Below are 25,777 nucleotides of genomic sequence, written 5' to 3' on the forward strand. Positions count from 1 at the left end.
GCGCCAGGTTCAGAGCGTAACGATCACCTTTCCCAACTGCTCGTTCGATTCCAGATAGCGGTGCGCCTCGACGATCTGCTCGAAGGGGAACGTCCTCGCTATGACGGGCCGTAGTACCTCCGCTTCCAGGCCGTCCAGAATGAAGGCTTTGGAGCGCATCGTTTTTGCACCCGCCTGCTTCGTGTTTGCTCGCGCAAGCAGCTTGAGCGCATCCTCGCCCCATACCGGCTACCATGGTATTCCGCCTGCAGTCTCGCGCTGATTCGCAACGACCTGCGCGGCGAACTAACCGGAATACAGGAGCGAAAGAAAATGCTTTTCCGCAAGACGATGTTGGCCGTAGCCGCATTCAGCGCCGTGCTGGCCAGTGCCGGCGCGAATGCCCAGATCGCGGGCGCGCAGCCCTTGAGCGTTTCGGTCGAGCAGTCGCAGGCGCTGCTCGAAGGCTGGAGCGTGAAGAAGAGCGTACTCGGCAAGTCCGTTTATAACGACGACAACGTGAAGATCGGCACCGTGCGCGACCTGATCGTAGCGCCGGACGGCTCGGTTTCCGCAGCCATCGTTTCGGCGGGCGGTTTCCTTGGCGTCGGCTCGCACGACGTGGCCGTGCCCATCGCTTCGCTCGACGTGCGCCAGGGCAATCTCTATCTGCCCGGCGCAACCAAGGAAGCGCTGAAGGCCACGCCCGCGTTCCAGTACGCGAAGGTCGAATCGCCGCCGAAGCCGAAGAAGGTCGAGAAGCAGCAGTAAGCTAGAGCCGTCGCGTTTCAGCAGCCGCACTTCCAGTCCGGCTGCTGCAACGCCATGCCGTGCAGGCCGCGATATTCGGCGACAGGCGGCGAAGACCAGCCTTCCAGCAGCGCCGGCGCCAGCCGGTAGATCTCGATGCCGAGCGGCCGGCAGACTTCCAGCGGGTCGCGTGCATCGGGTCCCCACATCGGCAATGACAGGTCGCCGCCGGGGCAGGTCGAAAGCGCGCACAACAGGTCGATCTCGGCGAAAAACTCGAGGTAGTCGCCCTTCTTCGCCGGGCAGGCCTTCATGAAGTACTTGTCCTCCAGATTCAGGCCGGTGCACTGGAACACGTTGAGCACGTCGTGCACGTCGTATTCGGTGAGCCCATACGGCGCGATGGCGCGCGTGAGATTCGAGTGGCAGTGGAAATGAAAGTCCTCGCCGGTCAGCATGCGGTTCACGTAGGGGTCGCACCGCGTGCCGAGCAGGTCGTGTACGCGTCCGCCATGTTCGTCCACGCCGTAGTCGGCGAGGCTGTCGTCGGTGATGGTGACGAGCGGGCGCAGGAAGGGCAGCGTCGACCATAGGCGGTCGAAAGTGCTCACGTGCGCCTGCTGGAGCTGGCGCGTGCGCGAAGCCCACATGCGTTCGCGCGGATCGTGCCGGTTCCACAGATTGAGGTCGGCGACCTGCGGGCCTTCGATCGTCACGATGCGGAACACGTGTCCGGCGGGCACGCTCCAGGCTTGCCCCGAGCGTATCGGCACGACGATCGATTCGATTAGCTCGCGCTGATCCTTCTCTTCGGCGATGCGGCGGTAAAAGCGTTTGTTCACGTCGAGCGCGGAGCCCTTGGTCGACTGGTAGGCGGCGGGATAATTCAGCATTGCCTCGTACTCCTGTATGAACGACCTGCGTGAACGACCTGTGCCCGCATTCGCGAAGCCGATGGGGCACGGCGCCGCCTTCGCGGGATCTCTGCTGGGGAGTATAGGAATCGCGCAACGGTAAGCCAAAGATTGTTCAACGATGCAATGTTGGGGATTCGCGGACTTTTTGGCGTGATCGGGCCTGCCCGCGCTCGAGGTGGCATCGTGTACAGTTCGCTTACTCCATGACCGCGGCGCCTGCTTCCGAGGCGAGCGCAGCCCAACGACGCGACGGTACATGATCAGACTGGAAGACCTCGTTATCTTTATCAGTGCAGCGGACAACGGGAGCCTCTCGGCCGCCGCGCGCCAACTCGATCTCACGCCCGCGGTGGCGAGCGCAGGCCTCAAGCGCCTCGAAACCGAACTCGGCACGCGCCTGCTCGCACGCTCCACGCGCAGCCTGCGCCTCACGCCGGACGGCGAACGCTACCTCGAATACGCGCGCGGCGTCATGGAGCAGGTGGAGGCCGGCCAGAACGCCGTGGCGCATGGGCGCAAGATGATCGGCGGCACGGTGTCGCTGTCTATTCCCTCCGATCTCGGGCGCAACGTGCTCGTCCCCTGGCTCGACGACTTTCAGGTGCAGCATCCGGCGGTGTCGTTCCAGGTGCACATTGGCGACCACGTGACAGACATGTTCCGGTCGCCGGTTGCCGTGGCGGTTCGCTATGGCGTGCCCGAAGATTCCTCCCTCGTCGCGCTGCCCCTCGCGCCCGACAACCGGCGCGTGCTGTGCGCCGCGCCCGGCTATTTCGCGCGTCACGGCAAACCCGCGACGCCTGCCGATCTCTCGCGCCACAACTGTCTGCGCTTCGCGTTGAGCGACACGCTGCACGACCGCTGGACCTTCTACCGCGGCGACGTAGCGAGCGTCGTGAACGTGCAGGGCAACCGCAGCAGCGACGACGGCGAACTCGTGCGCCGCTGGGCAGTGGCGGGGCATGGCCTGGCGTACAAGTCGCGTCTGGACGTGCTCGCCGATATCCAGGCGGGGCGCCTCGAAACCGCGCTCGACGCGTTTCAGGGCGAAGGCGCGCCGCTGCATCTCGTCTGCGCGCACCGCACGATGCTCTCGCCGACCGTCAACGCACTGCGCGATTGGCTGCGCGATCGCATTGCCGCGTATCTCGCCTGATATTTGAATCCGCGGTCAGTCCGCTCGCTGTTCGGTACCGGGCCCGATCGCCCCCTCGATCTTCAAAACAGCGTTGAAGCTGAATTCGCCGTTTGCCCCTATGCGCGCCGGGCGCGCTGGCCGATTATTCGTACGAAGACGAACGGCACGGAGGCTCGGATGATCGTCGCGATAGGCCGCTTTTACCTGCGAGCCGACAAGATTTCGCGTTTCGAGGCGGCCTGGCTGCGCGTATGCCCGCTGCTCACGAACAAGCCGGGTTATCGCGGGCACCGCCTCGGCCCGCAGTGCGAAGACGAAGGCTGCTACGTGCTGGAAGTGGAGTGGGACTCCCTCGACGCGCAGAGCGCGTTCATGATGCACGGCGATTTCCAGACCTTCCTGCACACGCTGTGGCCGTACTTCTCGGCGGACCCCGACCTCTATCACTTCGAGCCGCTCGTTCAACAAAGCCGGTTTCCCGCAATTTGACTGTCTGGAGGTATTCACGATGAAAGCGATTGGTTACTACCGAAATCTCCCCATCAGCGACGCCGATTCGCTGATCGATCTCGATCTCCCCGAGCCGCAGCCGGGTCCGCACGATCTGCTCGTCGAAGTACACGCGGTGTCGGTGAACCCGGTCGACGTGAAGGTGCGCGCGAACAAGGCGCCCGAAAACGGCGAGCCGAAAGTGATCGGCTGGGACGCGAGCGGCATCGTGCGCGCCGTGGGCCGTGACGTGACGCTCTTCAAGCCGGGCGACCGGGTGTGGTATGCGGGCTCGCTGCTGCGCCCCGGTACCAACAGCGAATTGCACGTGGTGGACGAGCGCATCGTGGGCCGCATGCCGCAGAGCCTCAACTTCGCCGAGGCGGCCGCGTTGCCGCTCACCTCCATCACAGCGTGGGAGTTGCTGTTCGACCGCCTCAAGGTGCCCGAAGGCACGGCGCCGTCCGGCGACTCGCTGCTCGTGATCGGCGCGGCGGGCGGCGTCGGTTCGATTCTCGTGCAGTTGGCGCGCAAGCTCACGGGCCTCACGGTGATCGGCACGGCGTCGCGGCCCGAAACGTCGAAGTGGGTGAGCGAACTGGGCGCGCATCACGTCATCGATCATACGAAGCCGCTTTCGCAGGAAATCAAGCGTATTGGTATAGAAGGCGTGGACTATATCGCGAGCCTGAATCAGACCGACCATCACTTCGACGAGATCGTCGCCTCGATCAACCCGCAGGGGCATCTCGCGCTGATCGACGATCCGGAGCTGTTCGATTTCCGCAAGCTCAAGATGAAGAGCGTGGCCCTGCATTGGGAGTTCATGTTTACGCGCTCGATGTTCGGGACGAAAGACCAGATTCGCCAGTATGATCTGCTCGAGCGCATGGCTTCGCTCATCGACGAGGGCGTGTTGCGCACGACCCTCAACGAGAGCTTCGGGACCATCAATGCGGCAAACCTGCGCCGGGCGCACGAACTCGTGGAAACCAACCGCTCGCGCGGCAAGCTCGTGCTCGAAGGGTTTTAAATCGTGCCGTCCGTCACTCGGATGCGCGGTCGAACGCACAATGGGCCGTGCTCATGAGCCTGACGAAAGGGCCACTCAGGGTGCGGTTATGGTGCTCACGGCTCGACGGCAATCCACGCCGTCGAGCTCGAGCGCATCAGCGCGCAGTTTCGGGGCGCTTCCAGTGCGCGTTGGCGTGCTTGTCCGTAATGCGAACCTTCGCCAGCAGCGGCTTATAGCCTCTCAGGACGATTTCGCTGATCGCGAGAAGCTCGGAGCGAAAGATGTTCTCGGCGAACTTGCTGCCGTCCGCGAACTCCAGGGCATAGCCATCGATTGGCCCCCATTGGCCTCTCGGTAACGGTTCGATATAGACGTCCATCGTCTTCTCCATTGATTAACAAGCGAATAAGAAGCGTCGTTGGATTCAGTCTATCGCAGTGAAAGACGACTTCCCTGCAGCATCGGGGAACCGCAATTTCCTTGTTGTTCAATGGTTTACGTGATGTCTTTCACGATAAGAGAAGGTGTCCTTCCATGTGCAATTGCAGGCCCGCAGCCGCAAATGCGGAATTTGCACACACCGGGCGCGCATTGCACGATATGAAAGCGCGAGCGTGCATTCACGCCTCGTCGCGCTGCGCCGGTTCGCCGAGATCGATCTCGTCCATGCCCTTGTTCAGCTGATTCAGGAAGTGCACGAGCGAAACCTTGTCGTCGAAGCGAAAGCTCGCGAGCGCCTGGCGATAAAACTCGTAGATCTTCGGCTGCAGGCTCTCCCAGAACACCTTGCCCTGCTCTGTGAGCACGACCTTTTTCGCACGCCGGTCCACGGTGTCGGCCACGCGCAGCACATGCTCGTCGCGCTCCAGGCGCTTGAGCACGCCGTCGAGACTCTGGCGGCTCACGACGAGATAATCGGCCAGTTCGGAAAACGACATGCCCTCTGCAACCTGCGGGCGCGACAGCGCGCCGAGCACCGACCACTGCACGGTCGTGATGCCGAGCGCCTTGGTCGTCTGCCGGTCGAGCGTGTTACCCGCCTGGAAAAGCCGGAAGAACAAGCGGTTGTGAATCGACGAGACGGATTGATCGTACGAAGGGTCGTTCTGGGTCATGGGCGCCTTTCGGTCGCCGCGCGAGTGCGGCGGCAATGAGACAAATACCTGATACGAAAATAGTGAAGGGAAGTGGGCGCGCCGTCCATCTGGGCAATACCCCTCCTCGTGCCCTCAATATATATCATGATGTTGACGTAATTAAGAGGCTCGCCTAGAGTGTGGAAACGACGCTCGAGAATATAAGTGACATCCCCATGGCGACCTACGATCGGCTTTTGACCCCGCTTCGCGTTGGCGCGACGCTGTTGCCCAACCGCATGGTGATGGGCGCGATGCACACGCGGCTCGAAACGCTCGACCGTCCGCAAGAGCGCCTCGCCGCGTTCTATGCGGCGCGCGCGGCCGGCGAGATCGGTCTGATTCTGAGCGGCGGGTTCTCGCCGAACGCCGAAGGCGTGATGGAGGCGGGCGGCCCGCTCTTCAATCGCGCGGAGCAGGTCGACGAGCATCGCGCGGTGACGCACGCGGTTCACGAAGCGGGCGGCAAGATCGTGCTGCAGATCCTGCACGCGGGCCGCTATGCGAAGGTGCCGGAGTGCGTGGGGCCATCGGCCGCCAAGGCGCGAATCAACGCGTACCCGCCGCGCGCGCTCAGCACTCAGGAAGTGCGCGCCACCATCGATGATTTCGCCCGCACGGCGGCGCTGGCGGTTCAAGCCGGCTACGACGGCGTGGAGATCATGGGCTCGGAAGGCTATCTCATCAACGAGTTCACGGCCGCCGTCACCAACGCGCGTGCCGACGAATACGGCGGCAGCTTCGCAGGCCGCATCCGCTTCGCGCTCGACATCGTGCGCGCCGTACGCGCAGAAATGGGCCGCGAGCCCATGCTGATCTACCGTATCTCTTCAATCGATCTCATGGAGGGCGGCATGAGCGGCGCCGAGATCGCGGCGTTCGCGAAGGAGATCGAAGCGGCCGGCGCGGATCTCATCAACACGGGTGTGGGCTGGCACGAATCGGCGGTGCCGACCATCGCGGCGTGCGTGCCGCGCGCGGCCTGGCGCGACGCGATTCGCAACGTCAAAGAGGCGGTGTCGATTCCGGTGATGGCGTCGAACCGCATCAATACGCCCGAGGTCGCGGAGGAACTGATCGCCTCCGGCGTGGCCGATCTCGTTTCGATGGCGCGCCCGCTGCTCGCCGATCCGGACTTTGCGAAGAAGACGCGGCTTGGCGTGGCCGACGAAATCAACACCTGCATCGGCTGCAATCAGGCCTGCCTCGACCGCATCTTCACGGAACGCACGGCCACTTGCCTCGTCAATCCGCGCGCCGGGCGCGAGATCGAATTCGCGGCGGGCAAGGCTTTGCAGCCCAAACGCATCGCGGTCGTGGGCGGCGGACCGGCCGGCATGGCGTTCGCGATCAACGCCGCCGAACGTGGCCATACGCTCACGCTGTTCGAAGCGCATGCGCGGCTGGGTGGGCAGCTGAATCTGGCGAAGGTCGTCCCCGGCAAAGCCGAGTTTCACGAGATGCTGCGCTATTTCGAGGTGCGGCTAAAACGGCTTGGCGTGACGTTGCGGCTTGGGGAAGCCGCTACGGCTGATGAACTCGCCAGCGAGGCGTTCGACGAGATCGTCATCGCCACCGGCGTCACGCCGCGCGTGCCCGATATTGCAGGTGTCGATCATCCGAAGGCGGTGTCGTACATCGATGTGCTCGCGGGCAAGGTCGAAGTGGGCGCGCGCGCGGCGATCATCGGCGCGGGCGGTATCGGTTTCGACGTGGCCGAGTATCTGCTGGGCGATGAGCAGGAATCGCTGGACCGCGGTGCGTTTTTCCGCGCGTGGGGCGTCGATCCTGAGAATGCGGATGCGGGCGGCTTGACGCGTATCGACGCTCATGGCGCGCCGCGCCGTAGCGTGCACATGTTTCAGCGCAAGGAGGAACCACTCGGCAGGAGCCTCGGCAAATCGACAGGATGGATCCTGAAGGCCCGGCTGCGCAAGGCGCACGTGATGATGACGTCGGGCGTGACCTATGACGCGATCGACGACGAAGGCCTGCATTATTGCGTCGACGGCGAGCCGCATGTGCTCGCCGTCGATCATGTCGTGCTGTGCGCGGGCCAGAATTCGAATCGGACGCTCTATGACGAACTCGTCGCGCGCGCAGCGAAACCGAAGGTGATAGGCGGCGCCGATGTCGCCGCCGAACTCGATGCATTGCGCGCTATCGATCAGGCCACGCGGCTCGCGCTAACGATGTGACGTCGCCGCTGGCGCATGCGCTGGTCACGAATATGCTTCGTCCGTGAGCGGCGCACTCTTGCGCGCGTCGCGAATGAAAATTGCCGAGAGCGCCGCGCCAGTGAGTGCAACCGCACCGGCCAGCACGAACGCCGTGGCGAACGAGCCGCTGCGCTCCACCAGCAAGCCCGTCACTGCCGGCCCGATCACGCCCGAAAGGCTGCCCACGCAGTGCATGCAGCCGCTCACGCTGCCCACCCTCGCGGAATGCACGACGTCCTGGACGATCGCCCAGTAGAGCGCACCCGTCGCATAGAGCAGGAAGAGCGCGATGGACATCAGCGCGATGGCCGCGACAGCCGTATGGACGAGGCCGGCAACGCCCACGCACACGCCCGTCGCCGCGAGGCACGTCGACAGGACAAGCTTGCGTGAGAGCATGAGCTTGCCGGTCCAGCGGAAAATCGCATCGGAGATCGCGCCGCCCGCCGCGAGGCCAACGGTGCCCACGAGCCACGGCACGACGGTGGCGAGACTCATCTCGCGAATGTTGAGGTGATGCGCCTGCACGAGGTAGCTGGGAAACCAGCTCAGAAAGAAGAACAGCACGTAGTTGTAGGCGAAGAACGCCACGGCCGTTGCGATCACGAGCGGCTGGCGCAGCCATGCCGAAAGCGGCAAAGAAGCGGCGCTGTCGGGCACGGCGCGGCTCGTGTGCGCGACGCCCTGCCCCCGCCGCGCGGGCTCGGCTTCGTCGAGCGTGCTGACAAAGCGGCTTTCCGAGGGACGGTTGGCGGTGAGCAGCATCCACGCGACGCACCATACGAGGCCAATCGCGCAGATGATCCAGAACGCGGGGCGCCAGCCGAAGCTGATCGCGAGCAGCCCGATGACCGGCCCGGCAATTGCGCCGCCGAGCGGCGAGCCGGCGCTCAGGAGTCCCATGGAAGTCGCGGCGATGTCGCGCGGCATCCAGTTGTTGACCATCTTGTTCGCGCCTGCGCAGAGCGGCCCTTCGGCCATGCCGAAAAGCACGCGCAGTACGAGCAGGCTCGCGAAGCCCACGGCCACGGCCGTGAGCCCGCAGAAGATCGACCACAGCCCGACCGCGAGGACATACACGATCTTCGGCCCGAGCCTGTCGCTCGCGAGGCCGCCCACGAAGTTGAACAGCGCATAGCCTACGAAGAAGCTGCTGAACACGATGCCCATCTGCGCCGCATCGATGCCGAGGTCCTTTTGAACGAGCGGTGCGGTAATCGAAAGCGCCACCCGGTCGAGATAGTTGATGCCGTAGACGAGGAATAACAGGAATACGGTTATCCATCCCATCGTGCGTTGCTTCATGTTCAGTCTCCAGTCTTTATAGATATGGGCGCGCGTGCGGCATCAGGCAGGGGCGGGGCAAGCCAGCAGCGCGTTCGTGCCGTGCAGGCGCAGCGATTGCAGATGTCCGGCGAGCCGATCGGCGAACGCCTGCGGCCAGGGCGTTGCGCCAAACACGCTCGTGTGCGAGAGGGCGGCTTGCACGGTATCGAGCGCCGTGCTCGCGCTGCGCAGCCTCGCGGCAAGTGCGGGGGCGCCAGGATCACTCACCGCGAGCGACGCGCCCATGTCGCTGCGTTCGGTCGCGAGGTAGTGCAGCCAGGCGGCGAGCGCGCGTTCGAGATGGGGGCGCTCGATACCGCGCGCGAGGCTCTCGCGCAGCGCGGGTAGCCAGCGCACCGGCACTTTCTGGGTGCCGTCTGTCGCGATCTGACCGGTACGGTGCGCAAGCGTCGGGTTGGCAAAGCGCGCCAGCAGATCCTGGCAGTACGAATGAACGTCGAAGCCGGGTGGGACCGTCACGGTGGCGAGCAGGTCCTCGGTCATCAGCGCGCGCACGAAGGCGGCCATGGCAGGATCGCCCATCGCATCGGAAACGGTTTCGCGCCCGCGCAGCTGGCCGACATACGCAATCGCCGAATGCGAGCCGTTCAGGAGGCGCAGTTTCATGGCCTCGTACGGGTGCACATTGCGTGTGAGCAGCGCGCCCGCGTCTTCCCACGCGGGGCGCGGGCCGCTGAAGCGGTCTTCGATGACCCACTGGGTGAACGGCTCGCATACGATCGCGGCTTCGTCGTGCAGGCCGAGTTGCGTGGCAGCCGCGTCGAGCGACGCGGGCGTGGCGGCCGGCACGATGCGATCGACCATCGTGTTGGGAAACGCGATCGTCTCGCCGATGCGGCGCGCGAGCGCCAGGTCGAACTGCTCCGCATACTGGATCAGGAGCTTGCGCAGCGTGTCGCCGTTGGCCTGCATGTTGTCGCAGCAGACCACAGTAAGCGGCGCGCTGGCCAGGCGGCTGCGGATGCCCGCGGCGAGCACGCCAAGCGTGGTGCGGGGCGCATCGGGTGTCATGAGGTCGTGGCGGATGCCTGGGTCGCCGGCGTCCAGCTCGGCGCCGGCGGGCGCGATGCTGTAGCCCTTCTCGGTCACGGTCAGGCTCACGATGGCCACGCCGGGGTCCGCAATTGCGCCGAGCACCCGGTCCATCGCCTCGGGCGCGTAAAGCGCGCCGCGCAGCGCGCCGACCACGCGGCACGCCGCCGTCTCGCCGCTGCGCTCAGTCACCGAATAGAGGTAGTCCTGGGCAGCCAGCGCCTGCGGCACGCGCCGCTCGCGCAGGCTCACGCCGACGATGCCCCAGCGCGTGTCGCCGCGCTCGAGCAGCGCTTCCGTATAGAGCGCCTGGTGCGCGCGATGAAACGCACCGAGCCCGAGATGGACGATGCCGGGGCGCACGCGCTGGCGGTCGTATCCCGGCTGGCGCACGGTCGACGCGGCCTTAGTTAGTGAGCGCTCGCATAGAAGAGGTGCCGTCATTGTTTTGTACCATGGTACGAATACGGATGACTGAAGCTTAGTCCGATGTTTTATCTCGTTTTATCGGGGTTAACGCTATGCGGTGACCGTAAAGCGCATTTGCTACCATGGTACAAACCGTTTCCCGTTACCGACATGAGCCAGACCGTCATCGAACCGCAAGAGGACACCGTCCTCGCCGCACTGACCGGATTCGTCGCCAATCCCGACGCGTCTTATCGCCCGCAGGTGCACGCCTTCCTGCGCGACGCCATCGTGCGCGGCTCGCTGCCGCCGCGCGCAAGCCTTTCCGAAGCCGCGATTGCCGAAGCGCTGCAGGTCAGCCGCACGCCGGTGCGCGAAGCGCTTGCGCAGCTCGCCGACGAACATCTCGTGAACATCTACCGCAAGGTCGGCACGATCGTCGCGCCGATCTCCGTTTCCCAGCTCGAAGAGGGACGCTTCGCGCGCAGCACGCTCGAATGCGCGAACCACGTGCAGCTGGCCCAGACCATCACGCCCGAGCAGCTCTCGGAGTTCGGCCGGATCGTCGATGACCAGCGTGACGCCGTCGCGCGCGGCGACGTCGATCGCTTTTTCGATCTCGACGAGCTGATGCACCGGCGCCTGTTCGAATTCGCGGGCCGCTCGCATGTTTGGGAAATGCTGCAGCCAATGAAACGCCAGTTCGATCGCGTGCGCTGGTTGCTGCTCGACCGCGTGGCGGACCATGCGCAGCGCGCGCTGCGCGAACACGAGTTGATCCTCGCGCATATTGCCTCGCGCAACTTCGCGCAACTGGGCGCGACGGTGGCGAGCCATATCGACCGCGTGGGCTCGCATCTGCCGGAAGTGCAGGCGCGCGTGCCCGACTATTTCGTCGAATGAAACAGAGTGGAGACAGCGATTGAAGATTGAACGGTTGCAGACGATCGTCACCTGCCCCGGCCGCAATTTCGTGACCGTGAAGATCGTGACCGACGAAGGCGTGTACGGTCTCGGCGACGCGACGCTCAACGGCCGCGAACTGGCCGTGCGCTCGTACCTCGAAGATCACGTGTTTCCGTGCCTCGTGGGCCGCGACCCCCGCAATATCGAGGACATCTGGCAATACCTCTATCGCGGCGCGTACTGGCGGCGCGGCCCGGTCACGATGACGGCGATCGCCGCGATCGACATGGCGCTCTGGGATATCAAGGGCAAGCTCGCGAACATGCCCGTGTATCAGCTGCTGGGCGGCAAGAGCCGCGAAGGGCTGATGGTCTACGGCCACGCAAACGGGCGCGACCACGAAGAAGCCATCGACGCGGTGCGCCAGCATGTGGAGGAGGGCTACCAGGCGATTCGCGTGCAGTCGGGCGTGCCCGGTCTCGACAAGGTGTATGGCGTGGGCAAGGTCAAGGGCGAATACGAGCCCGCCCAAAAGGGGCTGCCGCCCGAGGAACCGTGGGACACGGCGCTCTATCTGCGCCATACGCCCGAACTCTTTCGCAAGGTGCGCGAGGCCGTGGGCTTCGGCCCGCATCTGCTGCATGACGCGCACCACCGCCTCACGCCGATCGAGGCCGCGCGCCTGGGCCGCGACCTGGAGCCGTATCGCCTCTTCTGGCTGGAGGACGCGACACCGGCCGAGAACCAGGAGAGCTTCCGCCTGATCCGCAGCCACACGAGCACGCCGCTTGCGGTGGGCGAGGTGTTCAACTCGATCTGGGACTGCAAGGACCTGATACGCGAGCAGCTCATCGACTATATCCGCGCGACCATCGTGCACGCGGGCGGCATTACGCATATGCGCCGCATTGCCGATTACGCGGCCATGTACCAGGTGCGTACGGGCTTTCATGGCGCCACCGATCTTTCGCCGGTCTGCATGGCCGCCGCCGTGAACTTCGGCCTGTGGGCGCCGAACTTCGGCATTCAGGAACTGATGCCGCACAACGCGCTCACGAATGCCGTGTTCCCGCATCAGTACCGCTTCGAGAACGGTTTCCTCGTGATGGACGAAGCGCCGGGGCTCGGCGTGGACATCGACGAGACGCTGGCCGCGAAGTATCCCTATGAACGCGCCTATCTGCCGGTCGCCCGTCTGCGCGACGGGTCGATGTGGAACTGGTAGGCAGACCTGATCAAATATTCATGGAAGCGTCCACTATGTTGAGCGTCGTAGTCGATCAACCGAACAGCCTCGCCGTGCGCGAGATGCCCACGCCCACGCCCGCAGCGGGAGAAGTGCGCGTGCGGGTGCGTTATGCGGGCATCTGCGGCTCGGACCTGCACATCTATCGCGGGCACAATCCGTTCGTCTCGTATCCGCGAATCATCGGCCATGAGTTCGTGGGCCGCATCGAGTCCGTGGGCGAGGGTGTCGATACCGCGCGTGTGGGCGAACTCGTGGCCGTCGATCCCGTCATCAGCTGCGGGCGTTGCCACGCATGCCAGATCGGGCGGCAGAACGTGTGCCGCAATCTCGTCGTGCTGGGCGTGCATCGCGACGGCGGTTTCAGCCAGTATGTGTGTGCGCCCGCGCGCAACGCGTACCGCATTCCCGAGCGCATTGCGCAATCGTGCGCGGCGATTGTCGAGCCGTTCGCCGTGGCGGCGAACGTTACAGCGCGCACCGGTGTGCTGGCCAGCGACGTTGCGTTGATCTACGGCGCGGGCACCGTCGGCCTGACGATCCTCCAGGTGCTCAAGCGCGTGTACGGCGTGCGTGCCTTCATTACGGATCAGCTCGACGAGCGACTCGAACTCGCACGCAATTGCGGGGCGCAGGCCGACGAAACGATCAACACGCGCAACGAGCCGCTCGCCGACGCGCTGCGCACGCGCGGCGTGGAAGACGGCCCCACGCTGATCTTCGACGCGGTGGGCCATCCGACCATCCTCGAAGAAGCGGTGCGGCTCGCGGCGCCTGCGGGACGTATCGGGTTGCTCGGCTTTTCGTCGACGCCTTCGGCCATCGCGCAGCAGGAGCTGACGAAAAAGGAACTCACGTTGTGCGCCTCGCGCCTGAACTGCGCGATGTTCCCGACCGTGATCGACTGGCTCGAGCGCGGGCTCGTCACACCGGAATCGATCATCACGCACAAGGTGGATTTTCGCGAGGTGAGCAGCGCGTTCGAACTGGCGGAGCACAATCCGCGCGAAACTTGCAAGGTGTTGCTCGACTTCGGCGCGTAAAATGCGGGACATTCGTGCAACAGAATCTCTTCGCGCATGCTCCCCCGAATACTCGTTAGCGCTTGCCTGCTTGGCCATCCGGTTCGATACGACGGCTCAGCGAAAACCGTTGCGCATGCATTGATGGAGCAGTGGCAGCGCGAGGGGCGGCTCGTGCCCGTATGCCCGGAAGTTTCAGGCGGGTTCGGCGTGCCGAGGCCGCCTGCGGAGATCGCAAACGCCGCTTCGGGCGCCGCGGTGCTGGCGGGGATCGCACACGTGATCGACGTGCGCGGCGAGGACGTCTCCGCGTATTTCGTCGAAGGCGCCCGCGTCGCGCTCGAACTGGCGTTAGCCCACGACTGCCGCTACGCGTTGCTGACCGATGGCAGCCCTTCGTGCGGCAGCCGTGCCATTTACGACGGCAGCTTTGCGGGCCGCAAGCATGCGGGCGCAGGGGTGACGACTGCGTTGCTGCGCGAGCACGGCATCGAGGTCTTTGCCGAAACGGAAATCGAAGCGCTTCACGCGCGGCTCACGCAGGCCAGCGCGTAGCACCGTAACTACGGCGATTACCGCGCAATCACGCTTCCTCGCCGCTGCCGGCTTCCCTCACGATCCATTGCTTGAACGCGCGCATGGCGGGCGTCGCCGTTTTCCCCTTTTGCGACGTGAGCCAGTAGCTGCCGGCCTGCACCTCGATATCGAAGGGCCGCACGAGCCTGCCCGCCGCGAGATCGCGCTCGAACATCGAAACCGGGGCGAGCGCGATGCCCGCGCCCTGCATTGCTGCTTCCACCATGAGCCGCGACGAATCGAATACGGGCCCGCGCACCGGACGCGGGGCGAGCCCGGCGGCTTCGAACCAGAGCGTCCAGTCGTCGGCGCGATACGAGCGCAGCAGTTTTTCGTTGGCGAGATCGGCAGGGCTTTGCAGACGCTGCGCGATATCGGGCGTGCAGAGCGCGGCGAGCGGCGCGTCGAACAGCTTCGCGGCGCGCGAACCGGGCCAGGTGCCGTCGCCGAACCGGATGGCGAAGTCGAGACCTTCTCCCGCGAGATCGACGAGATTGTTGTTCGTCATGATGCGCAGCTCGACGAACGGATGCGCGTCGTGAAACGACTTCAGGCGCGGCATCAACCAGCCCACCGCGAAGGTGCCCACGGCCCCCACGGTCAGCACCTCGTGAAAGTGGCCGCCCTCGAATTGCCGCAATACGGCTTCGATCCGGTCGAACGCATCCGTGAGCACGGGGCGCAGCGCGAGACCTTCGTCGGTGATCGCAAGGCCGCGCGGCAGGCGCTTGAAGAGGGTCGCACCAAGCCGCTCCTCGAGCGTGCGGACTTGCTGGCTCACGGCCGCCTGAGTGACGTTCAGCTCGCTCGCCGCGCGTGTGAAGCTCAGGTGCCGCGCCGACGTTTCGAAGGCGCGCAGGGCATTGAGGGGCAGATACGTTCGCATGATCGAGTCATAAGTTTTTCTGGGGCAACGCGCAATTTATCATCGTTTGTCACCCTGGCGAGAACGCGCGATAGTGGCGGCACTTCAGGGAGAGACCATGATCACGCGACGTCGATTCACGATGACAGTGTTGGGCAGTGCGATAGCTGGCGTTGCATCTCACGCGTTCGGCGCCACGGCGGGACGAGCGCCGGAAGCGGGCGCGGCGCCCGCTGGCGCAGTGGAAAAGCAGCTCGCCGCCATCGAGGCGCAGGCAGGCGGGCGGCTCGGCGTGGCGATGCTCGATACGGCAAACGGGCACGTGCGCGGATGGCGCATGCACGAGCGCTTTCCGATGTGCAGCACGTTCAAGGTGTTGCTCGCATCGGCCGTGCTCACGCGCAAGGATCACGGCAAGGAAGACCTCGCGCGCAAAATCGTGTATTCGCCTGCGCAAGTCGTGTCGTATTCGCCGGTGAGCGGACCGCGCGCGGGTAGTGAGGGCATGACGGTCGCCGAACTGTGCGAAGCCGCGCTCACGCGCAGCGACAACACGGCGGCTAACCTGTTGCTGGAAAGCATTGGCGGACCGGCCGCGATCACCGCCTTCGCACGCAGCATTGGCGACCCGGTCACGCGCCTCGATCGCAACGAGACCACGCTCAACGAAGCGATCCCCGGCGACCCGCGCGATACGACCATGCCTGCCGCCATGGTCGCGAACCTGCGCGAATTGCTGCTGGGCGAGCGTCTGTCTGCGGCATCGCGCGAGCAGCTCATTGCATGGCTCGTCGCCAACAAGACCGGCGACGCGCGTTTGCGCGCAGGCTTGCCGAAAGACTGGCGCGTGGGCGACAAGACCGGCACCGGCGACCATGGCACGGCAAACGATGTGGCAATTGTCTGGCCCACGGAACGCGCCCCTATTCTCGTCACGACGTATCTCACCGGCGCAACGCATGCGAGTTCGGTTCAGCGCGATGCGGCGATCGCGCAGGTCGGAGTATGGGCGGCGAATCTCTGATGCAATTGATACGGCATCCTGATCGTATGAAAAGAGACCGATCGTTCGCTCAACGTTCGCTTCCTTACGCGTTGTTATATTTGCAACATTGACTTAATTTTTTGACGTCGATGTCGTCAATAGGGATGACCTCTCACTACGGCGTCCCCATGTCATTCCTTACCAGAATCAAGATCGGTCCGCGTCTCGGCGCGGGCTTTGCCATTGTGTTGCTCCTGCTCGGCGCGGTGGGCGGCATCGGGCTCCTTCAGGCCTCGCGCATATTCGACGGCACGGAAGAAATCGGCACGAATTGGCTGCCTAGCGTCGAGACGCTCGGGAACATGCGCAATCAGGCGCAGGACGTGCGCCGCACGTCGCTGCGCATGCTGATCACCAACGACGCCAGCGAGAAGGCCGCACTGCACGACCAGCACGCCCAGATGATCAGCCAATTCGGCACGATGTTCGACAGCTATTCCAAGCTGGTCTCTTCGGCTGAAGAGCGCCGCGTGGCCGATTCGATCGGCACCGCATGGTCGCAATATCTGGACGACGACAAGAAGATCGAGGCCTTGATCATGTCCGCCGACGGCGGAGCGCCCGATGCCCGCGCTGCGGTCGCGTCCGCATCGGCGAAGTCGTTCACGGGCGTGATGGATCTCATCAACCAGGACGTGACCCTCAATCACAATGGCTCCACCGCCGAAGTCGCCGCGGCGAAGGCGGCGTACCGAAGCGCGGTCGCGTGGACGATCGCGCTGATCGTGATCGCCATCGGCTTTGGGGCCACGATTGCGCTCTTCATCACGCGTTCGATCACGGGCCCGATCGCTCGCGCCGTGGACGTGGCCGAAACGGTGGCGCGCGGCGATCTGACCGCACGCATCGAAGTGGTGGGCACCGACGAGGCGGCCCAGTTGCTCGGCGCGCTGCGTCACATGAACGAGCGGCTCGTCGACCTGGTGGGCCGCGTGCGCACGGGCAGCGAAGGCATTGCGACGGCTTCCGCGCAGATCGCGGCCGGCAACACCGACCTGAGCCAGCGCACCGAAGAGCAGGCCGCTTCGCTCGAAGAAACGGCGGCGAGCATGGAAGAGCTCACCGCGACCGTGAAGCAGAACGCCGATAACGCGACCCAGGGCAACACGCTGGCGGGCCAGGCTTCGCAGACGGCCACGCGCGGCGGCGAAGTGGTGGGGCGCGTGGTCGATACGATGCGCGATATCGCCAACAGCTCCGAGCAGGTCGCGCAGATCATCTCGGTGATCGAGGGTATCGCATTCCAGACCAACATCCTGGCGCTCAACGCGGCCGTGGAAGCGGCGCGTGCCGGCGAACAGGGCCGCGGGTTCGCGGTGGTGGCCGGCGAAGTGCGCACACTGGCGCAGCGCAGCGCGACGGCAGCGCGCGAAATCAAGGAACTCATCAGCGTATCGGTCGAGCGCGTGAACAACGGCACGGCGCTCGTGGACGATGCGGGCCGCACGATGGGCGAGATCGTGCAATCGGTCAAGCGCGTTGCCGACCTGATGAACGAGATTTCGGCGGCTTCGGGCGAGCAGCGTACCGGCATCGAGCAGGTCAACCAGGCCGTCACGCAGATGGACGAGGTCACGCAGCAGAACGCGGCGCTCGTCGAGGAAGCGTCGGCGGCGGCGCAGTCGATGTCCTCGCAGGCAGCGGCGTTGCGCGAACTGGTGTCCGTGTTCAACATCGGCTCGGCGGGCCGTGCGGCCACGACGAGCATCGCGCCGGCGGCGAAGGCCGTTGCGAGCGCAACGGTCAGGCGTCCCGCAGCTTCCAGGCCTGCACCCGTGCGTGCCCCCGCTGCGTCCGCTCCGAAGGCCGACCGCCGCGAACCGGCAACGGCCACGTCCGATGACGACTGGCAGACCTTCTGATGTAGTGCGCTAAAAGCGCAGTTCAAACGCCCCGGTTAGCAGCACGACCGGGGCGTTTGCATTTTTGATGCGGCTAGCAGCGCATCAAAGCACGCCGAGCGTGGATTTCGGTTCCAGAAACGCTTCGATCCCGAAGGCGCCGTACTCGCGCCCCATCCCCGATTGCTTGAAGCCGCCGAACGGCGCAGCCGGCTCATGGGCGAGCGTGTTGACGAGCACGCGGCCCGCTTCGATCTGCGCGGCCACGCGGCGCGCACGCGCGACATCGGTCGAGAGCACGTAGGCTTGCAGGCCGTAGGGCGTGTCGTTGGCGATCTCGATGGCGTGCTCCATGTCGCGATACGCGATGATCGAAAGCACCGGCCCGAAAATCTCCTCGCGCGCGATGGTCATGTCGTTCGTCACGCCGCTGAACACAGTGGGACGCACGAACCAGCCCGACTCGATACCCTCGGGCCGTCCCGCGCCGCCCGCAATCAGGCGTGCGCCTTGTTCGATGCCGATGCCGATATAGCGCTGCACGCGTTCCCATTGCTTCTGGCTCACCATCGGGCCGACGCTCGTGCGCGTGTCGCGCGGATCGCCCGCGTGAATCTGCGCGACGGCTTCCACGACACGCCCTTCGAATTCGACGAGCCGCGACTGCGGCACGAGAATGCGCGTGCCCGCAATGCATGCTTGCCCGCTGTTCATGAAGCCGGCCTGCAGCGCGAGCGGCACGGCTACGTCGAAATTCGCGTCGTCGAGCACGACGACCGGCGATTTGCCGCCCAGTTCGAGCGTCACGCGCTTGAGCGTTTCCGCTGCCGTGCGCAGGATCGACTTGCCCACTGCGGTCGAGCCCGTGAACGAGATCTTGGCGACGTCGGGATGCGCGGCGATACGCGCGCCCACGGTGTCGCCGCGGCCCGTGACAATGTTGAAGAGGCCCGCAGGCAAGCTTGCCGAATGCAGTGCCTCGGTCACGATGTGCGTCTGGATCGCGCTCATCTCGCTCGGCTTGATGACGGCCGTACAGCCCGCCGCGAGCGCGGCTGCCAGCTTGCCGCAGATGAAGCCCGCGTCGCTATTCCACGGCGTGATCAGCCCCGCTACGCCAAGCGGCTGCATGGTGACCTCAGCCGTGCCTGCGCGCCGCGTGAATGTGTAGCTTTCCAGCGTCTGCGCGGCGTCGCGCAGCACGTTGGCGGCGTGCTGCGCCATCCAGCGGCCGCGCGAGACCGGTGCGCCGTACTCCTGCACGATCGCTTCGAAGAGCGTGTCCTCGCTCGCGACGACGGCCTCGTGCAGCGCCATCAGCATCTCGATGCGCTGCGCCTTCGGCGTGCACGAAAACGCCGGGAACGCGCGCTTGGCGGCGGCGATCGCCGCGTCAGCGTCCGCCGCATCGGCGAGGCGCACGCGGCCGATCACCGTCTCGGTCGCGGGGTTGAAGAGGTCGAAGTGTTCCTCGCCGTGCGGCGTGACGAACGCGCCGTCGATATAGATTTTGTCGATGATCTGCATGGCTGTTCCAGAAACGTGAGTCGATGAACGCAAGATAGACGCCTTGCATTGCGTTGACTAGCCGTACAATGACGCATGACGTGTTGAGCGATTTGGGACAATGAAAACATCGGGGCTGGTGGAACTCGAAGCCGTGCTGGCCGTGGCGCGCCATCGCAGCTTCCGCGCGGCGGCAGACGAACTGAGCGTGTCGACTTCGGCGCTCAGCCACGCGGTGGTGGCGCTCGAAGCACGCATCGGCGTGCGGCTCTTCAACCGCACGACGCGCAGCGTGGCGTTGACGGAAGCAGGCGCGCAGTTCGTGGGCAGCGTCGCGCCCGCGTTGTCCACGATCCGCGAGGCGCTCGACCAGGCCGGGAGGTTTCGCGACACGCCCTCCGGCACATTGCGCATCAACGCTTCTGTAGGCGCGGCGAAGCAGGTTATGCCCGTTTTCATCGCTTATCTGCAGCGCTATCCCGAGATGAAGCTCGATCTCGTTACGGAAGGGCGGCTCATCGACATCGTGGTCGAAGGCTACGACGCCGGCATTCGTCTCGCCGAAACGGTGCCGCAGGACATGATCGCCGTGCCCTTCGGCGACCGTCAGCGTTTCGCAGTGGTTGGCAGTCCGGAGTACTTTGCGAAGCACAAGCCGCCGCGTACGCCAGCCGATCTGAAGGCGCATCGCTGCATACGCAGTCGCATGCCGAGCGGGCAAATCTACCAGTGGGAGTTCGAGCGGCGCGGGCAAGCCGTGCGCGTGGACGTGGAGGGCACGTTGACGCTCGACGAGCCCGGTCTCATGCTCGCGGCCGCGCGCGACGGACTCGGCCTTGCATATTTGACCGAATGGAACGTGAATGCGGACCTGGCGGCGGGCACGCTGGTGCGCGTGCTGGAGGACTGGACGCCGCCGCTCGACGGGCTGTGCCTCTATTACACCGGGCGGCGGCACGCGCCGGCGGGGTTGCGTGCGCTGATCGAGACGATTCGCGAACACGCCGACGCCGTGCGTAAGCGTGCTGCCGCGCCCGCGAAAAAGAGCCGGCGCGGGGCTGCCACCAAGGGTTGATCGTGGCGCACGCGATCATCGCCGGTTCCGATCGCGACTATCGTGGAATCCCGTTTCCGTTGCGTACGGTCCGAACGCAATACTGACCTCTCCACGATGGAGAGACGCATGGAAACGGACATCACGAATCGAACCGCGCGCACGAAGACCGCGAACGTCATCATTCAAGGTTTCTCAATGCCGACACGGAAAAGGGACACCGCGGTGGCCTCGCTTGCGGTGGCTGGCGCAGGCGTAGCGTTCAGGCGAGCGATGCGAACCGCCCGGCTGCGCCGCCCCGGCGATACAGCACGAGAGTCGCGACGAGTCCGCACGCGGCGGCGAAACTGAGCCAGTATCCCGGCGCGGCCTTGTCGCCGGTAATCTCGATGAGATACGTCGATACGGCGGGCGTGAAACCTCCAAAAACCGCGGTGGCGAGACTGAACGCGAGCGAGAAACCGGCCACGCGGACCTCGGCGGGCATGACTTCAGTGAGTGCTGCAACCATCGCGCCGTTGTACATGCCGAAGAAGAACGAGAGCCACAGCAGCACGACGAGCATGCGAGCAAAGCTCGGCGCCGATGACAGCCAGGAGAGCGCCGGATACGACGTGCAGATAGCGAGCGCGGTGATGGCGATAAGAATCGGCCTGCGGCCGATGCGATCCGAGAGCGCTCCACCAACGGGCAGCCAGAAGAAGTTCGAGAGGCCCACGCAAAGCGTGACGATCAGGCTGTCTGCGGTAGTGAGCTTCAGAACGGCTTTGCCGAAGGTCGGCGTGTAGACCGTGATGAGGTAGAACGTGGTAGTCGTCATGGCGACCAGCATCATGCCCGCGAGCACCGTCCGCCAGTTTTGCAGCATCGTGGCGAACACTTCGCGTGCGCGCGGATGGTGCGTGCGCGCCTTGAACTCGTCGGTTTCCTGCAGCGTGCGTCGCAACAGAAAGATAACCGGCACGATAGCGCAACCGACGAAGAAGGGAACGCGCCATCCCCATGCGCCGATTTCACTGGCCGTCATCAGATGGTTGAGCAGATAGCCGAGAGCGGCTGCGACCACGATTGCAACCTGCTGGCTCGCGGACTGCCAACTCGTATAGAAGCCCTTGTGCCCCGGCGTCGCCATTTCCGCCAGATAGACAGAGACGCCGCCCAGTTCCGCGCCAGCGGAAAAGCCTTGCAGCAGGCGCCCGAGCAGCACGAGAGCGGGTGCCAGAAATCCGATCGTCGCATATCCGGGGACGCACGCGATCAGGATCGTTCCGCTCGCCATGATCGACAGCGTGACGATCAACCCTTTGCGGCGCCCCACTTCATCGATGTATGCGCCCAATATGATCGCGCCCAGCGGGCGCATCAGGAAGCCCACGCCGAACACGGCGAAGGTGAGCATCAGCGAGGCGAACTCGCTCGTGGACGGAAAGAAGATGCGCGAGATGTAAGTCGCATAGAAGCCGAAAAGAAAGAAGTCGAACTGCTCCAGAAAATTGCCGCTGGTCACGCGCAGCACTGCGTCAAACTTCGACGTTCGGCCATGCGCGCTATCCCCGGCATTGAGCGATGAGGGATGCATGAGTTGTCTCCATGGATGTGTTATGTGAGTGCGGCCGCCCGTCGAAGGTATTGCCTCGAGGACCGCCGTTAGTCCGACCCGGGTTGCAGGCGGCTGGCCTGTCGTTTTTCGATCGATGACTTGAGAAGCGCCGCACAGCGATAGATTCCGTGGGCGAATTTGCCGTAAGGCAGCGTGGCGAAGAGTGCCATCACGACGCCGAGGTGGAGGGCCAGGAGCCACGCCATCGCGGCGGTGTCGCGCCACGCGAGGAGCGCGAGACCCGAAACGCTGGTCAAGAGCAGCAGCGCGATGAATCCACGGTCCATCGGGCGCTGCTTCGGATCGCCCCGGCTCGGGTCGCGGCGCAGATTGAGCCAGAGCAAGCCCGCCGGCCCGACGAGCAAACCGGCACCACCCGCTGTGCCGAGCATCACGGGCAGACTCAGGACCGGGTAAGGCGCGTGCAGATTGAGCGCATAGTGATAGAAGGTGGCCACCGCCGTAGCCGCGAAGCACAGCATGAATCCATAGAAGGTCAAATGATGGAAACGCCGGCGTGCGAGCGTAAAGGCGTCATTCGACTCGTTGCAGCCGTCGCCATGGCCTCCGTCGAGATACGTCAGGGTAAGCGTGTGCTTCGCGGCCTCGGCGATGGCCGGTGCGCTGGCCGGTCCCGCAGACACGTCACGCCAGAATCTCGACACGCCGACGCCGAGCGCGAGGATCGCGAAGCCGAAGACCGAACCGAACATCGCCGCGAGCAGGTTATGCGGGAAAATCGCATAGAAATTGCCGCCCAGATTGCCTGCGAACAGCGAACCCCTGAACCCGATGCCAAGCATCAGAAAGAGGGCGAGTCCGATCGCGAGCGCAAGCGCGACGGTCAATCCGTTGCACTTGTAGAGTGCGCCCATCGGTGCGGGCCACGCATACTCCGCATAGGTTTCGACACGGACTTGGGCCATCGCCTTCGGCACGTTCACGGCGAACTCATGTGGCGGCGCATACTGGCATGCGTGATAGCACGCGCCGCAGTTGTGGCACAGGTTGGCGAGATAATTGACGTCTGCCTTGGCGAATTCGAGGCGCCGTGTCATCGCGGGAAAGACCGCGCAGAATCCTTCGCAGTAACGGCACGCGTTGCAGATCTGCATCTGCCGTGCGACTTCCGCTTCATTTTGCGTGAGCGGGAGCACGCGGATGATCGGCGCCGCGGGCTCGCTCGTGGCCGTGTAGCCGGTCATGACGGAAGGCGACGCGAGTTCCCGCGCCTCGCGGGCAAGCGCTTCAAGCTTTTGCACGTTGAACTCCAGTGTAATGAGCAGCAGCCATCGCAGCCTGTGTGCCGGCAATGCGTCCGAACGCGGTGCCGATCGACATGCCGACGCCCGCGGTATAACCCTTGCCGAGCACGTTGCCGGCCATCATTTCTCCTGCAACGAAAAGGTTGTCGCTGGGGCATCCGCCGAAATGCACCTGCGCATGGTCATTCACCTTGAGTCCCAGGTACGTGAACGTGATGCCCGGCCGCAATGCATAGCCGAAGAAGGGAGGGGTATCAATGGGCCGCGCCCAGTGGGTTTTCGCTGGCGTGAGGCCTTCGGTGCGGCAGTCATCGAGCGCCGTGTGATCGAAGGTACCGTCGCGGCACGCGGCGTTGTAGGCGCGAATCGTCTCGACGAAGGCCGCTTCGGGCAAATGCAGTTGACGCGCCAGTTCGTTCAGCGAAGCGGCTTTCGCGCCCGGGAACACCGGAGGCATGAACCGCCCGACGGCCTTCGCGTCGATGATCGAATAGCCGATCTGGCCCGGCTGCTGCGCGACGAGCCGTCCCCAGATCGCATAGCGCTTCGGCCAGAAGTCTTCGCCCTCGTCGTAAAAACGCTGCGCGTCGCGATTGACGACTACGCCGAGCGACACGCAGTCGATACGCGTGCAGATGCCGCCATCATAGAGCGGCGCGCGGGCGTCGATGGCGACGCAGTGCGACTGCGACGGATCGCCAATCGCATCCGCCCCTGCTTCGATCATGTGCTTGAGCAGCAGGCCCTGATTGAAGCGCGTGCCGCGAATGAGAAAGTTGTCGGCGGGCCATTCGCCGCGCTCGTTTTGTCCCCACGCTTCTCGCAGCCACTCGCGATTCGATTCGAATCCGCCGGCCGCGAGCACGCAGGCGCGCGCCTCGAAACGTTGCACGCCGCTGCGCGCCGCGACGAAGCGGCCTGCGTCGAGTTCGATTGCGTCGACAGGCGTGTCGTAGCGGATCTGGACCCCGATCGCTTCGGCGCTGCGGTAGTAGGCGTTCACGAGCGCTTTGCCGCCGCCCATGAAGAACGCATTGGTCCGCGCGACGTGCAGCGCCCCGGAAAGCGGCGGCTGAAAGCGCACGCCGTGCTTGCGCATCCACGGACGGCATGTCGACGATGCCCGGATCACGAGCCGCGCGAGCGCCTCATTCGTGATGCCGCCGGTCACCTTGAGCAAGTCTTGCCAATATTCCTCTTCCGGATAAGCATCGACCAGCACGTCTTGCGGCGCATCGTGCATGCAGCGCAGATTGCGAGTGTGCTGGGAATTTCCGCCGCGCCATTCGCGCGGCGCCGATTCGAGAAGCAGGACGGAGGCGCCGGCTTCTCGCGCCATCAAAGCGGCACACAGCGCGGCATTGCCTCCGCCGATTACAAGAACGTCCACCATCTGGGTTGTCTCCTTTGAGACAACTATAAGAAGCTCCGTCCGGCGCGGCCATCAGGGAGACGGCAAGGGGTCTTCAGGATTCGTGAAGGGCGGGTTGGCGCAGCGTTGCGCCGGGCCAGCGGCCTGCCAGGACGGTATCGCGCGCGACATCGGCGAGTACGACGCGCGCGGCAAGCCCCGCGGGAGAAAGTTCGTCGTCCGAGACGCTCGCAATCAGGTTCGGTCTTGTCGCGTATGCCTCGACGAGCGGCACGCTCGCCAGTGAAGCGTTTTCTGCGCGTGCGAGCGCCGCTCCGGGCTGAATCGTCGCGCCGAGTCCGCCGCGCACGGCGTCCATGAGCATGGCGAGGCCGTCGACTTCGGCGGCGATGCGCGGGGTGTAGCCAGCGCGCTTGAATGCGGCGTCGAGCAGTGCGCGAAGGCCGTGTGTGCCGCTCGGCAGGATCAGCGGCAGGGCGCCCAGTTTCGCGATCGACGTGCGCGATCTTCCGGGCATGCCTTGCAGCGTCGACGCGCCTATTACGAACAGCCGTTCATCGAGCAAGGGCATGACGCTCCAGCGCTGCGCGGGCTCTTCACGAAACAGAATCGCGAGATCGATTTGCCGGGCGCCGAGCATCGCGCCGAGATAACCGGAGAGGCTTTCGACCATGCGCAGCCGCACGTCGGGATACCGCTCGCGCATTGCCTGCATGAACGCGAGACCGAGCACGCCTGTCGTGCTCGGCGCGAGGCCCACGCTGACATGGCCCGAAAGGCGAGCCTGGCGCGCGGCCAGTGCGGCATCGTCGACGTGGCGCAGCGCGAGTTGCGCCTGGCGCCAGAAGGCGAGTCCCGCGTCGGTGGGAACGACGCCGCTCGAAGTTCGCTGTAGCAGGCGCGTCGAGAGTTCGCTTTCCAGCCTGCTGATCTGCTGGCTGAGCGCCGACGTGACGATGCCTAGCTCGAGCGCGGCCTTGCCCATGCTGCCGTGTTCGACGACGCTGACAAAATATCGCAACTGCCGAAGTTCCATCGAAAGTCTCAGA

Annotated in this window: 24 protein-coding genes; 12 read left to right on the forward strand and 12 right to left on the reverse strand. The window is 64.8% G+C overall.

Annotation, left to right across the window (positions count from 1 at the left end):
• Window positions 1-9 precede the first annotated feature (9 nt).
• The gene (locus ACOJB8_RS03455) at window positions 10-159 is read right to left on the reverse strand and encodes a zinc-binding dehydrogenase (protein ID WP_083245153.1); all 150 of its coding nucleotides are present in this window, start codon (window positions 157-159) and stop codon (window positions 10-12) included.
• Between the two features lie 153 nt (window positions 160-312).
• Between ACOJB8_RS03455 and ACOJB8_RS03460 the strand changes: the two genes are divergently transcribed.
• Window positions 313-750, forward strand: a complete 438-nt coding sequence (locus ACOJB8_RS03460) for a PRC-barrel domain-containing protein (protein WP_069263018.1) — start codon at window positions 313-315, stop codon at window positions 748-750.
• Between the two features lie 17 nt (window positions 751-767).
• On the opposite strand, the gene ACOJB8_RS03465 is transcribed toward ACOJB8_RS03460, so the two are convergent.
• Window positions 768-1,622: an urea carboxylase-associated family protein gene (locus ACOJB8_RS03465; protein WP_475011045.1), complete on the reverse strand. Its 855-nt coding sequence runs from the start codon at window positions 1,620-1,622 to the stop codon at window positions 768-770.
• Between the two features lie 280 nt (window positions 1,623-1,902).
• Here ACOJB8_RS03465 and ACOJB8_RS03470 point away from each other — a divergent pair, with 280 nt between their 5' ends.
• From ACOJB8_RS03470 to ACOJB8_RS03480, 3 genes are all read left to right on the forward strand, one after another.
• Window positions 1,903-2,802, forward strand: a complete 900-nt coding sequence (locus ACOJB8_RS03470) for a LysR family transcriptional regulator (protein ID WP_475011046.1) — start codon at window positions 1,903-1,905, stop codon at window positions 2,800-2,802.
• Between the two features lie 159 nt (window positions 2,803-2,961).
• Window positions 2,962-3,273 carry an antibiotic biosynthesis monooxygenase family protein gene (locus ACOJB8_RS03475; protein WP_069263021.1) on the forward strand — a complete coding sequence of 104 codons (312 nt, stop codon included), beginning with the start codon at window positions 2,962-2,964 and terminating at the stop codon, window positions 3,271-3,273.
• Window positions 3,274-3,292: 19 nt separating this feature from the next.
• Window positions 3,293-4,306, forward strand: a complete 1,014-nt coding sequence (locus ACOJB8_RS03480) for a zinc-binding alcohol dehydrogenase family protein (RefSeq protein WP_475011047.1) — start codon at window positions 3,293-3,295, stop codon at window positions 4,304-4,306.
• 136 nt (window positions 4,307-4,442) lie between these two features.
• On the opposite strand, the gene ACOJB8_RS03485 is transcribed toward ACOJB8_RS03480, so the two are convergent.
• Both ACOJB8_RS03485 and ACOJB8_RS03490 read right to left on the reverse strand, forming a co-directional pair.
• Entirely contained in the window at window positions 4,443-4,667 is a 225-nt protein-coding gene (locus ACOJB8_RS03485) for a hypothetical protein (protein WP_368683318.1), read from the reverse strand.
• Between the two features lie 241 nt (window positions 4,668-4,908).
• On the reverse strand, window positions 4,909-5,403 hold the full coding sequence (locus ACOJB8_RS03490; protein ID WP_342949341.1) for a MarR family winged helix-turn-helix transcriptional regulator: 495 nt from the start codon (window positions 5,401-5,403) through the stop codon (window positions 4,909-4,911).
• Between the two features lie 197 nt (window positions 5,404-5,600).
• Between ACOJB8_RS03490 and ACOJB8_RS03495 the strand changes: the two genes are divergently transcribed.
• Complete coding sequence (locus tag ACOJB8_RS03495) at window positions 5,601-7,622, forward strand: oxidoreductase (RefSeq protein ID WP_475011048.1); 2,022 nt, start codon at window positions 5,601-5,603, stop codon at window positions 7,620-7,622.
• 24 nt (window positions 7,623-7,646) lie between these two features.
• Here ACOJB8_RS03495 and ACOJB8_RS03500 read toward each other — a convergent pair whose 3' ends face one another.
• Window positions 7,647-8,948 (reverse strand): MFS transporter, encoded by a 1,302-nt coding sequence (locus tag ACOJB8_RS03500; RefSeq protein WP_475011049.1) that lies wholly within the window; start codon window positions 8,946-8,948, stop codon window positions 7,647-7,649.
• Window positions 8,949-8,990: 42 nt separating this feature from the next.
• Window positions 8,991-10,466: a mannitol dehydrogenase family protein gene (locus ACOJB8_RS03505; protein ID WP_475011050.1), complete on the reverse strand. Its 1,476-nt coding sequence runs from the start codon at window positions 10,464-10,466 to the stop codon at window positions 8,991-8,993.
• Between the two features lie 135 nt (window positions 10,467-10,601).
• On the opposite strand from ACOJB8_RS03505, the gene ACOJB8_RS03510 reads away from it, so the two are divergent.
• From ACOJB8_RS03510 to ACOJB8_RS03525, 4 genes are read left to right on the forward strand one after another with little or no spacing between them, the layout of a single operon-like run.
• Window positions 10,602-11,333: a GntR family transcriptional regulator gene (locus ACOJB8_RS03510; RefSeq protein ID WP_475011051.1), complete on the forward strand. Its 732-nt coding sequence runs from the start codon at window positions 10,602-10,604 to the stop codon at window positions 11,331-11,333.
• Between the two features lie 19 nt (window positions 11,334-11,352).
• Window positions 11,353-12,561, forward strand: a complete 1,209-nt coding sequence (gene manD, locus ACOJB8_RS03515) for a D-mannonate dehydratase ManD (RefSeq protein ID WP_069263028.1) — start codon at window positions 11,353-11,355, stop codon at window positions 12,559-12,561.
• Window positions 12,562-12,596: 35 nt separating this feature from the next.
• Window positions 12,597-13,625, forward strand: coding sequence for a Zn-dependent oxidoreductase (locus ACOJB8_RS03520; protein ID WP_475011052.1), 1,029 nt, complete (start codon window positions 12,597-12,599; stop codon window positions 13,623-13,625).
• Window positions 13,626-13,661: 36 nt separating this feature from the next.
• Entirely contained in the window at window positions 13,662-14,159 is a 498-nt protein-coding gene (locus ACOJB8_RS03525; protein ID WP_342949335.1) for a 2-thiouracil desulfurase family protein, read from the forward strand.
• Window positions 14,160-14,187: 28 nt separating this feature from the next.
• Here the strand turns inward: ACOJB8_RS03525 and ACOJB8_RS03530 are convergent, their stop codons facing one another.
• Window positions 14,188-15,066: a LysR family transcriptional regulator gene (locus ACOJB8_RS03530; RefSeq protein WP_069263031.1), complete on the reverse strand. Its 879-nt coding sequence runs from the start codon at window positions 15,064-15,066 to the stop codon at window positions 14,188-14,190.
• 97 nt (window positions 15,067-15,163) lie between these two features.
• On the opposite strand from ACOJB8_RS03530, the gene bla reads away from it, so the two are divergent.
• Window positions 15,164-16,069: a class A beta-lactamase gene (gene bla / locus ACOJB8_RS03535; protein ID WP_475011053.1), complete on the forward strand. Its 906-nt coding sequence runs from the start codon at window positions 15,164-15,166 to the stop codon at window positions 16,067-16,069.
• 149 nt (window positions 16,070-16,218) lie between these two features.
• The gene (locus ACOJB8_RS03540) at window positions 16,219-17,952 is read left to right on the forward strand and encodes a methyl-accepting chemotaxis protein (RefSeq protein ID WP_368618354.1); all 1,734 of its coding nucleotides are present in this window, start codon (window positions 16,219-16,221) and stop codon (window positions 17,950-17,952) included.
• An 84-nt stretch (window positions 17,953-18,036) separates the two neighbouring features.
• Here ACOJB8_RS03540 and ACOJB8_RS03545 read toward each other — a convergent pair whose 3' ends face one another.
• Window positions 18,037-19,458 (reverse strand): aldehyde dehydrogenase family protein, encoded by a 1,422-nt coding sequence (locus tag ACOJB8_RS03545; protein ID WP_475011054.1) that lies wholly within the window; start codon window positions 19,456-19,458, stop codon window positions 18,037-18,039.
• Window positions 19,459-19,558: 100 nt separating this feature from the next.
• Between ACOJB8_RS03545 and ACOJB8_RS03550 the strand changes: the two genes are divergently transcribed.
• Complete coding sequence (locus tag ACOJB8_RS03550) at window positions 19,559-20,512, forward strand: LysR family transcriptional regulator (protein WP_475011055.1); 954 nt, start codon at window positions 19,559-19,561, stop codon at window positions 20,510-20,512.
• A 241-nt stretch (window positions 20,513-20,753) separates the two neighbouring features.
• On the opposite strand, the gene tcuC is transcribed toward ACOJB8_RS03550, so the two are convergent.
• The 4 genes from tcuC to ACOJB8_RS03570 form a co-directional block, all read right to left on the reverse strand.
• Window positions 20,754-22,070, reverse strand: a complete 1,317-nt coding sequence (gene tcuC / locus ACOJB8_RS03555; RefSeq protein WP_475011056.1) for a tricarballylate/proton symporter TcuC — start codon at window positions 22,068-22,070, stop codon at window positions 20,754-20,756.
• A gap of 68 nt (window positions 22,071-22,138) precedes the next feature.
• On the reverse strand, window positions 22,139-23,353 hold the full coding sequence (gene tcuB, locus ACOJB8_RS03560) for a tricarballylate utilization 4Fe-4S protein TcuB (RefSeq protein ID WP_342949329.1): 1,215 nt from the start codon (window positions 23,351-23,353) through the stop codon (window positions 22,139-22,141).
• On the reverse strand, window positions 23,340-24,749 hold the full coding sequence (tcuA, locus tag ACOJB8_RS03565) for an FAD-dependent tricarballylate dehydrogenase TcuA (protein ID WP_342949328.1): 1,410 nt from the start codon (window positions 24,747-24,749) through the stop codon (window positions 23,340-23,342). The genes tcuB and tcuA overlap by 14 nt, the downstream gene beginning before the upstream one ends.
• Before the next feature lie 73 nt (window positions 24,750-24,822).
• Window positions 24,823-25,764 carry a LysR family transcriptional regulator gene (locus ACOJB8_RS03570; protein WP_342949327.1) on the reverse strand — a complete coding sequence of 314 codons (942 nt, stop codon included), beginning with the start codon at window positions 25,762-25,764 and terminating at the stop codon, window positions 24,823-24,825.
• Between the last annotated feature and the right edge of the window lie 13 nt (window positions 25,765-25,777).

This window comes from Paraburkholderia sp. BR10141 (assembly GCF_056155635.1).

Bases quoted from the DNA above. Each gene is read 5' to 3' on its own strand.
- ACOJB8_RS03455 (WP_083245153.1), bottom strand. From the start codon at position 159: ATGCGCTCCAAAGCCTTCATTCTGGACGGCCTGGAAGCGGAGGTACTA.
- ACOJB8_RS03460 (WP_069263018.1), top strand. From the start codon at position 313: ATGCTTTTCCGCAAGACGATGTTGGCCGTAGCCGCATTCAGCGCCGTG.
- ACOJB8_RS03465 (WP_475011045.1), bottom strand. From the start codon at position 1,622: ATGCTGAATTATCCCGCCGCCTACCAGTCGACCAAGGGCTCCGCGCTC.
- ACOJB8_RS03470 (WP_475011046.1), top strand. From the start codon at position 1,903: ATGATCAGACTGGAAGACCTCGTTATCTTTATCAGTGCAGCGGACAAC.
- ACOJB8_RS03475 (WP_069263021.1), top strand. From the start codon at position 2,962: ATGATCGTCGCGATAGGCCGCTTTTACCTGCGAGCCGACAAGATTTCG.
- ACOJB8_RS03480 (WP_475011047.1), top strand. From the start codon at position 3,293: ATGAAAGCGATTGGTTACTACCGAAATCTCCCCATCAGCGACGCCGAT.
- ACOJB8_RS03485 (WP_368683318.1), bottom strand. From the start codon at position 4,667: ATGGACGTCTATATCGAACCGTTACCGAGAGGCCAATGGGGGCCAATC.
- ACOJB8_RS03490 (WP_342949341.1), bottom strand. From the start codon at position 5,403: ATGACCCAGAACGACCCTTCGTACGATCAATCCGTCTCGTCGATTCAC.
- ACOJB8_RS03495 (WP_475011048.1), top strand. From the start codon at position 5,601: ATGGCGACCTACGATCGGCTTTTGACCCCGCTTCGCGTTGGCGCGACG.
- ACOJB8_RS03500 (WP_475011049.1), bottom strand. From the start codon at position 8,948: ATGAAGCAACGCACGATGGGATGGATAACCGTATTCCTGTTATTCCTC.
- ACOJB8_RS03505 (WP_475011050.1), bottom strand. From the start codon at position 10,466: ATGACGGCACCTCTTCTATGCGAGCGCTCACTAACTAAGGCCGCGTCG.
- ACOJB8_RS03510 (WP_475011051.1), top strand. From the start codon at position 10,602: ATGAGCCAGACCGTCATCGAACCGCAAGAGGACACCGTCCTCGCCGCA.
- ACOJB8_RS03520 (WP_475011052.1), top strand. From the start codon at position 12,597: ATGTTGAGCGTCGTAGTCGATCAACCGAACAGCCTCGCCGTGCGCGAG.
- ACOJB8_RS03525 (WP_342949335.1), top strand. From the start codon at position 13,662: ATGCTCCCCCGAATACTCGTTAGCGCTTGCCTGCTTGGCCATCCGGTT.
- ACOJB8_RS03530 (WP_069263031.1), bottom strand. From the start codon at position 15,066: ATGCGAACGTATCTGCCCCTCAATGCCCTGCGCGCCTTCGAAACGTCG.
- bla (WP_475011053.1), top strand. From the start codon at position 15,164: ATGATCACGCGACGTCGATTCACGATGACAGTGTTGGGCAGTGCGATA.
- ACOJB8_RS03540 (WP_368618354.1), top strand. From the start codon at position 16,219: ATGTCATTCCTTACCAGAATCAAGATCGGTCCGCGTCTCGGCGCGGGC.
- ACOJB8_RS03545 (WP_475011054.1), bottom strand. From the start codon at position 19,458: ATGCAGATCATCGACAAAATCTATATCGACGGCGCGTTCGTCACGCCG.
- ACOJB8_RS03550 (WP_475011055.1), top strand. From the start codon at position 19,559: ATGAAAACATCGGGGCTGGTGGAACTCGAAGCCGTGCTGGCCGTGGCG.
- tcuC (WP_475011056.1), bottom strand. From the start codon at position 22,070: ATGCATCCCTCATCGCTCAATGCCGGGGATAGCGCGCATGGCCGAACG.
- tcuA (WP_342949328.1), bottom strand. From the start codon at position 24,749: ATGGTGGACGTTCTTGTAATCGGCGGAGGCAATGCCGCGCTGTGTGCC.
- ACOJB8_RS03570 (WP_342949327.1), bottom strand. From the start codon at position 25,764: ATGGAACTTCGGCAGTTGCGATATTTTGTCAGCGTCGTCGAACACGGC.